The organism is Micromonospora yasonensis (genome assembly GCF_026013475.1).
Classification (GTDB): domain Bacteria; phylum Actinomycetota; class Actinomycetes; order Mycobacteriales; family Micromonosporaceae; genus Micromonospora; species Micromonospora yasonensis.
Genome location: NZ_JAPDPH010000293.1, coordinates 1 through 7,515, shown reverse-complemented (window position 1 = coordinate 7,515; position 7,515 = coordinate 1). Strand labels below are relative to the sequence as shown.

The 7,515-nt window shown below is 75.8% G+C and carries 2 protein-coding genes; both read left to right on the top strand.

Annotation, left to right across the window (positions count from 1 at the left end; genetic code table 11):
- A partial coding sequence (locus ONA70_RS33175; protein WP_265010431.1) for an acyl carrier protein occupies positions 1-584 on the top strand: 584 nt, incomplete at its 5' end.
- Between the two features lie 46 nt (positions 585-630).
- The coding region (locus tag ONA70_RS33170; RefSeq protein WP_319959493.1) for an SDR family NAD(P)-dependent oxidoreductase at positions 631-7,515 on the top strand (6,885 nt) is incomplete at its 3' end.

The window sequence follows — 7,515 nt, the reverse complement described above, 5'->3', positions numbered from 1 at the left end:
GCGCCCTGGTCGGCACGCCCACCCGACGGGCCGCCCAGGAGCAGGTGGCCGGCGGGCGGTCGCTCGCCGAGCAGTTCGGCGCGCTGCCGGCGGGTGAGCGGCCCCGGCTGCTGCTGGACCTGGTCCGCGGACACGTGGCGGTGGTGCTGGGGCAGGGCTCACCGGGCTCGGTGCCGGAAGGGTCGCCGTTCAAGGACCTGGGCTTCGACTCGCTGACCTCGGTGGAGCTGCGCAACCGGCTGCGGACCGCGACCGGGCTGCAGCTGCCGGCCACGCTCGTCTTCGACCACCCGACCCCGCTGGCGGTGGCGGAGTACCTCGCCGGCCAGCTCGCCCCGGCGGAGCAGGCGCCGCCGACGTCCGTACTCGCCGAACTCGACCGGGTGGGGGCGGCGCTGGCGGTGGCCGCGCTGGACGACGCCGAGCGGCGCCGGGCGGAGGACCGGCTGCGGGACCTGTTGCGCCGGCTGGACGACCTGCGACCGGCCGGCGCGGACCTCGACGACCTCGTCGACCTGGAGTCGGCGACCGACGAGGAGCTGTTCGACGCACTGGACAAGGAACTCGGCGGTTCCCCGTCGTGACCAGATTGATGATCGCTTCTGCCGGCTCCGACCAGGGGGACGCACGATGAACGACGAAGACAAGCTCCGGAGCTACCTCAAGCGGGCCACCGCCGATCTGCGCTCGACCCGCCAGCGGCTGCGCGAGGTGGAGGACCGGGCCCACGAGCCGGTGGCGATCGTCGGCATGGCCTGCCGGTACCCGGGCGGGATCGACACCCCGGAGCAGCTGTGGGACCTGGTCGCCCGCGGCGGCGACGCGATCGGCCCGTTCCCGACCGACCGGGGTTGGGAGCTGGAGTCCCTCTACGATCCGGACCCGGACTCGCCCGGCACCACGTACGCCCGCGACGGCGGGTTCCTCACCGACGCCCCCGGCTTCGACGCCGCCTTCTTCGGCATCAGCCCACGGGAGGCGACCGCGATGGACCCGCAGCAGCGGCTGCTGCTGGAGACCGCCTGGGAGAGCATCGAGCGGGCCGGCATCGACCCGGCCAGCCTGCGGGGCACCGCCACCGGCGTGTTCGCCGGGGTGATCTCGCAGGACTACCTGGCCCGGATGAGCGAGCCCGACCCGGACCTGGAGGGCTACCTGGTCACCGGCAACTCGGGCAGCGTCGCGTCCGGGCGGATCGCGTACGTGCTGGGGCTGGAGGGGCCGGCGGTCACCGTGGACACGGCGTGCTCGTCGTCGCTGGTGGCGATGCACCTGGCCGTGCAGGCGATCCGGGGCGGCGAGTGCGACATGGCGCTCGCCGGTGGCGCGACGATCCTCGCCCTGCCGCGCCCGTTCATCGAGTTCAGCCGGCAGCGGGGCCTGGCCCCCGACGGCCGGTGCAAGCCGTTCGCCGCCGCCGCCGACGGCACCGGCTGGGGCGAGGGCGTCGGCCTGCTGCTGCTCGAACGGCTGTCCCTGGCCGAGGAGCGCGGGCACCGGATCCTGGCCGTCGTCCGGGGCTCGGCGGTGAACCAGGACGGCGCCAGCAACGGGCTGACCGCACCGAACGGACCGTCGCAGGAGCGGGTGATCCGGCAGTCCCTGGCCAACGCCCGGCTCACCCCGGCCGATGTGGACGTGGTGGAGGCGCACGGCACGGGGACCACGCTCGGGGACCCGATCGAGGCGCAGGCGCTGCTGGCGACGTACGGGCAGCAACGGCGGGACGGACGGCCGCTGTGGCTGGGGTCGGTCAAATCGAACATCGGGCACACCCAGGCCGCCGCCGGCGTCGCCGGAGTGATCAAGATGGTCCTCGCCATGCGGCACGACCTGCTGCCGCGGTCCCTGCACATCGACGCCCCCAGCCCGCACGTCGACTGGGCCGCCGGCGCCGTCCGGCTCCTCGACGAGGCCGTCGAGTGGCGGCAGAACGGGCACCCGCGCCGGGCCGGGGTGTCGTCGTTCGGCGTGAGCGGCACCAACGCGCACCTGATCATCGAGGAGGCGCCGGCGCCGGTCGACGACCCGCTGCCGCCGGCCGGGCCGGCGGTCATCGTCCACGGTGCGGAGCTGACGGATCTGCCCGGTGGCGAGTGGGTGCCGTGGCTGCTGTCCGCGAAGACCGAAACCTCGCTACGGGAGTACGGAGGGCGGCTGCGCGACTGGACGGCCGCCGCAGCGGAGCTGGACCTCGTCGCGGTGGCGCACGCCCTGGCCGGCCGCGCGGCATTCCCCCACCGGGCGGTGGTCCTCGGCCGAACACCCGAGGAGATGTCCGCGGGGCTCACCGCCCTGGCGGACGGCGTCGAACACGACAACCTGACCGTCGGCGAAGCCACGCCCGGCGGGAAGGTCGCCTTCATCTACCCCGGCCAGGGCAGCCAGTGGCCGGCCATGGCCCACCAGCTCTACCGCACCTCCCGCCCATTCCGGGAGAGCATCGACGCCACCGACGCGGCGCTGCGCCCGCACGTCGACTGGAGCCTCCTCGACGTCGTCCTCGACAGGCCCGGCGCGGCCAGCCTGGAGCGGGTCGACGTCGTCCAACCCACCCTGTTCGCGGTCACCACCGCCCTCACCGCGCTGTGGCGGCACCACGGCCTCACCCCCGACGCGGTCATCGGACACAGTCAGGGTGAGATCACCGCCGCACACGCCGCCGGCGTCCTCAGCCTCGACGACGCCGCCCGCCTCATCGCCCACCGGGGCCGCGCCCTCACCACCATCGAAGGCAGCGGCGGCATGCTCGCCGTCACCGGCCCCACCCCCGACGAGCTGCCCGGCCTGCTCCGGCACGTGGTGCCCGCGCACGCCGCGCAACTGCACCTCGCCGCCCACAACGCCCCCACCACCTGCGTCCTCTCCGGCGCCCCCGGCGCGATCGAGGCCGCGCATGCGGCCCTCACCGGCCACGGCCTCACCGCCCGGATCATCCCGGTGAGTTACGCCAGCCACTGCCCGCACATCGACCCACTGCACGGGGAGCTGACCGGCGTCGCCGTCGACGCCCGCCCCGGCGACACCGCCTTCTACAGCAGCACCCGGCAACAGGTCACGTCCGGCACCGAGTTGACCACCGACTACTGGTGGGAGAACCTGCGCCAGCCGGTCCACTTCCACCCGACGCTCCAGCGGCTGCTCGCCGACGGGCACCACACCGTCGTCGAGGTCAGCCCCCACCCGCTGCTCGCCGCCACCATCGACGACGCCACCGCGCTGCACACCCTGCGCCGCGACACCGATCCCTGGCACACCCTCCTCACCAACACCGCGTTGCTGCACACCCAGACCACCCACCCGATCGCCTGGGCCCGGCTCATCCCGCCCGCCGGACCGGCAGTCCCGACCCCGCCGACGTACCCCTTCCACCACGTGCGCTACTGGTCGACCGTCGCGCCGGCCGCCCACCCGGGCCGGCTCGGGCTGCGGGCCACCAGCCACCCCCTGCTGGCCGCCACCATCACCACCGCCACCAGCGGCGAGCACCTCTTCACCGGGCACCTTTCCCGCCGGGCGCACCCCTGGCTCGCCGAGCACACCATCGCCGGCACCGACCTGCTGCCCGCCACCGCGCTGGTCGAGTTCGCCCTGCACGCCGGCGCCGTCGCCGGGTACCCGCTGCTGGAGGAGCTGACCCTCGAGGCACCGGTGCCGCTCGCCGACGGCGGCGCCGACCTCCAGGTCACCGTGACCGGGAGCGACCAGCCGGGACGGCGGACGCTCGCCGTCCACACCCGACCGGCCGACGACCCGGACGCGCCGTGGACCACGCACGCCACCGGCCTGCTCGCCGGCGACGAGGGGGACGAGCCCGCCCCGCTCGGGGTCTGGCCGCCGGTCGGGGCCGAGCCGGTCGACCTGGCCGGGGCGTACCCGCGGCTGGCCGGAGCGGGCTACCGGTTCGGGCCGGCGTTCCAGGGGCTCCGCGCGGCCTGGCGTAACGGCGACGACCTGCACGCCGAAGTCGCCCTGCCCGAGCACGTGGACGTCACCGGGTACGCCGTGCATCCGGCGCTGCTCGACGCGGCGCTGCACCCGGCGCTGCTGGCCGTCCTCGACGACGACGCGGACACCGTCCGCCAGGCGTTCGCCTGGGAGCAGGTCCGCCTGCACGCCACCGGCGCGACCGCCCTGCGGGTACGGCTGACCCGCCAGTCACCGGACCGGCTGGCGTTGACCGCGTACGACCCGGCCGGTGAGCTGGTGCTCAGCGCGGCCGGCGTGCTGTCCCGAGCCACCACGGCCGCCCGGGTGGCCGCCGGAGCCGCCCGACCCGACCGGCTCTTCCAGCTGGAGTGGGCCCCGGTCCCGCCGGCGCCCGCCGAGTCGACCTCCTCGTGGGTGCTGATCGGCGGGGACGCCGCCGCGGCGATGGCCGGGCTGGCGGGCGTACCCGTGCTCGGCGAGCCGGCGGACGCCGCGGGCGCGACGGTGCTCGTGCTGCCGCTACCCACCGGCGACGACGCGGACGTGCCGGCGGCCGTGCACCGGCGGACCGGCGAACTGCTCCGCACGGTGCGGGACTGGCTGGCCCGGGAGGAGCCGGCGGACAGCCGGCTGGTCGTGCTCACCTCCGGCGCGGTCAGCACCGGGGCCGGCGAGCCGGTCACCGACCTGGCCGGCGCCGCCTGCTGGGGCTTGCTGCGCTCCGCCCAGACCGAACACCCCGACCGGATCGTGGTGGTCGACACCGACCGGCACCCGGAGAGCCTCCGGGCGCTCCCCGTCGCCGTCGGCACCGCCGCCGTACGGGGTGAGCCCCAGCTCGCGCTGCGCGCCGGCGACCTCCGCGCGCCCCGGCTGACCCCGGCCATGGTCGAGCCGGCCGTCGCCCTGCCGTTCCGCCCCGACGGCACCGTGCTGGTCACCGGCGGCACCGGGACGCTGGGCCGGCTGACCGCCCGGCACCTGGCCACCCGGCACGGCGTCCGGCACCTGTTGCTGGTCGGCCGGCGTGGCCCGGAGCACCCGGACGCCGACGCCCTCGTCCGGGACCTGGGCGATGCCGGGGCCACGGCGGTCGTGGTCGCCGCCGACCTCGGCGACCCGGCGGCGGTCCGGGACCTGCTCGCCGGCATCGACCCGGCGCACCCGTTGACCGCGGTGGTGCACGCGGCCGGGGTGACCGCCGGTGGGCCGGTGGACCGGCTCACCGACGAGCAGCTGCACGACGTGCTCGCGCCGAAGGTCGACGCCGCCTGGCAGTTGCACCGGCACACCGATGCGCACCTGATCCTCTACTCCTCGATCGCGGGCAGCCTGAACACCAGCGGGGTGGCCAACTACGCGGCGGCGAACGCCTTCCTCGACGCCCTCGCCCAGCACCGGCGCGCGGCGGGCCGGCCGGCCACCGCCCTGGCCTGGGGCTACTGGGACGTCGAGACCGGGATGAGCGGGACCATGTCGGACGCCGACCGGCGGCTGCTGGCCCGGGCCGGACTCGCCGCGCTGCCCGTCGCGGAGGCGGTCCGGCTGCTCGACACCGCCCTGTCCACCGACCGACCGGTGCTGGTGCCGGCCGGTCTCGACCGGGCGGCGGTCCGCGCCCGAGCCCGCGGCGACGACCTGCCGGCCGTGCTGCGCGCGCTCGCCCCGGCCGGGCTCCGGCAGGCCGCGACCGCCGCCCCGGCGTCCGCGTCCCCGCTCGCCGGGCAGCTCGCCGACCGCGCGCCGGACGACCAGCTGTCCCTCCTGATCGACCTGGTCCGGACGCACGTCGGCGCGGTGCTCGGGCACGTCGACCCGGCCGGCCTCGACGTGGGGCAGGACTTCAAGAGCCTGGGCTTCGACTCGATGACCGCGGTGCAGCTGCGCAACCGGCTGCGTACTGCCACCGGACTGCGGCTGCCGGCGACGCTGGTCTTCGACCACCCGACCGTACGGGCGGTGGCCGAGCTGCTCCGGAGCATGCTGCTCGACCTGCCCGCCGCCGCGAGGGCGGTCACGCCGGCGGTGACCGGCACGGCGGAACCGATCGCGATCATCGGGATGGCCTGCCGCTACCCCGGCGGGGTGACCTCGCCGGAGGAGCTGTGGCAACTGCTCGCCGCCGGCACCGACGCGATCGGCGAGTTCCCCACCGACCGGGGCTGGGACCTGACCACCCTCTACCACCCCGACCCGGACACCCCGGGCACCACGTACGCCCGGGAGGGCGGCTTCGTCCGGGACGCCGCCGAGTTCGACCCGGCCTTCTTCGGGATCAGCCCCAACGAGGCGACCGCCATGGACCCGCAGCAGCGACTGCTGCTGGAGGCCGCCTGGGAGACCATCGAGCGGGCCGGCATCGACCCCACCACGCTGCGCGGCACCGCCACCGGCGTGTTCGCCGGCCTCACCCACCAGGAGTACGTCAGCCAGCCCGGTGCGTCGGCGGACGCCGAGGGTTACCTGTTGACCGGAAGCACCACCAGCGTCGCGTCCGGCCGGGTGGCGTACACGCTGGGGCTGGAGGGGCCGGCGGTCACCGTGGACACCGCGTGCTCGTCGTCCCTGGTGGCGTTGCACCTGGCCGCCCAGTCGCTGCGGAGCGGGGAGTGCGAGCTGGCGCTCGCGGGCGGGGTCACCGTGATGGCCAGCCCGACCGGGTTCATCGAGTTCGCGCGGCAACGGGGGTTGGCCGCCGACGGCCGGTGCAAGCCGTTCGCGGCGGCGGCCGACGGGTTCGGGTTCGCCGAGGGCGTCGGCCTGGTGCTGCTGGAACGGCTCTCGGTGGCCCGGGAGCGCGGCCACCAGGTCCTCGCGGTCATCCGTGGTTCGGCGGTGAACCAGGACGGCGCCAGCAACGGCCTGACCGCACCCAACGGGCCTTCCCAGGAGCGCGTCATCCGGCAAGCCCTCGCCAACGCCAGGTTGGGCCCCGCCGACGTCGACGCCGTCGAGGCCCACGGCACCGGCACCACCCTCGGCGACCCCATCGAAGCCCAGGCCCTCCTCGCCACCTACGGCCAGCAGCGGCGCGACGACCAGCCGCTCTGGCTCGGGTCCATCAAGTCGAACATCGGCCACACCCAGGCCGCCGCCGGGGCGGCCGGAATCATCAAGATGGTCCTCGCCCTCCGGCACGGCCTGCTCCCCCGGTCGCTGCACCTCGACGCACCGAGCCCGCACGTGGACTGGACGACCGGCGCCGTCCGCCTGCTGGACGAGGCGGTCCAGTGGCAGCCGAACGGGCACCCACGACGGGCGGGCGTCTCCTCGTTCGGCATCAGCGGCACCAACGCCCACGTGATCCTCGAAGAGGCGCCCCCGGCCGAGCCGACCCCCGCGCCGGCCGACCCGTGGGACGGGTGGGCGTCGTGGACGCTGTCGGCAAAGACCGAACGCGCGCTGCGTGACCAGGCGGCCCACCTGCTCGGCTGGCTGGCCGACCACGAGGACGCCGCGCCGGCCGCGGTCGCCGACGCGCTGGCCCGGCGTACCCGATTCCCGCACCGGGCGGTGATCACCGCCGCCGCCCGCCGGGACTTCGCCGCCGCGCTGGCCGCCCTCGCCAACGGCGAGCCGCACCCG